The organism is Acinetobacter sp. 228 (assembly GCF_048147885.1).
Genome location: NZ_JAYWYV010000283.1, coordinates 1 through 1,345 on the forward strand (window position 1 = coordinate 1; position 1,345 = coordinate 1,345).

Here is a 1,345-nt window from a genome sequence, read left to right on the forward strand (position 1 = left end):
ACATTTGGAACAGGCCAGCTTATTTTGGATGCCTTAGACGCGGGTGCAAAAGACATTATTTTAACTGTAGGCGGCAGCGCCACCAACGATGGCGGCACAGGCTTACTCAGTGCTTTGGGTGCAGTTTTACTCGATGCTAACCAAAACGTTTTACCCGCTGGCGGCCTTGCCCTTAGCCACCTATCCAAAATTGATTTAACACATTTCGACTCACGTATTCAGCACACACGGTTTTTACTGGCTGCCGATGTGACCAATCCACTTTGTGGCCCAAACGGCGCATCACATATTTTTGGCCCACAAAAAGGTGCATCTCCAACTCAAGTACAGTTACTCGATGCAGCCCTTGCCCATTTTGCCGATGTCACGGCACAACTTTTAGGTTTCGATAAACGAGATGAAGCGGGTTCTGGTGCCGCTGGTGGTTTGGGTTTTGCCGCCAAAAGTTATTTAAATGCAGACTTTAAAGCTGGAGTTAAAGTTGTGGCTGAACTGAATCAGCTTGAGCATAAAATTTCTAACGCAGATTGGGTAATTACGGGTGAAGGTAAATTTGACCAACAAACCTTAAGCGGTAAAACCGTTTTTGGGGTAAGCCAAATTGCCAAAGCCCACAATGTTCCGGTCATTGTGATTGCAGGAACTTTAGGCCAAGGCTATCAAGCACTTTATGAGCACGGTGTAAGCGCTGCTTTTTCACTAGCCAATGGTCCCATCACCCTAGAACACGCCTGCGAACATGCAGCAGAACTCATTTATGAGCGAACAGTCGATATAGCGAGATTAATTCAGTTTAGCCAAACCAACTTAAAAGATAAAAAAACTTAATCGGCTAATTTTAAAAGACTCTCTCTACAGCTCTCCAAGATTTCATCGCTAAGGTTTGATTGGTCTGGGCATGCACGAGACAATGCAATTGCCCCTACTGACTGCGCAAGAATATTAATAGCTTGCTTTCTCAGCTCTTCTGTTTCTAAAGAAACTTGTTTTGCGCGTTCATTCATAATGAACTCAATAAGCTGCTCAATGCCCTCTTCAAACTCGACTTTTACTTCGTCGGGCTGTCTTGCGGCATCACAAGATAGCGCTGTTAAGGTACAGCCCTGATCACGGTTGTCCCGATGTGTACGAGACACATACATTTGAATAAATTGGGTTAAGTTTAAAACTTCTATTCTTTTTAAAACCTGCTCAAGACCATATTTGGCAGTAATAGTAACAAGGTCTATTTTCGAGCTGAAATGTTTATAAAACCCACCATGAGTAAAGCCTGCGCTAGACATTAATTCGGCAATGCCCACCCCGTCGTAACCTTTGCTACGAAACAGTTGAGTCGCCTTTTCAA

Annotated in this window: 2 protein-coding genes; one reads left to right on the forward strand and one right to left on the reverse strand. The window is 44.0% G+C overall.

The genetic code is table 11. The features are described 5' to 3' along the window. A partial coding sequence (locus tag VXQ92_RS18235) for a glycerate kinase (RefSeq protein ID WP_416682754.1) occupies positions 1-828 on the forward strand: 828 nt, incomplete at its 5' end. Here VXQ92_RS18235 and VXQ92_RS18240 read toward each other — a convergent pair. Beyond that, positions 825-1,345, reverse strand: a 521-nt coding sequence (locus VXQ92_RS18240) for a TetR/AcrR family transcriptional regulator (RefSeq protein ID WP_416682755.1), incomplete at its 5' end; no start/stop codon positions are given. The genes VXQ92_RS18235 and VXQ92_RS18240 overlap by 4 nt on opposite strands.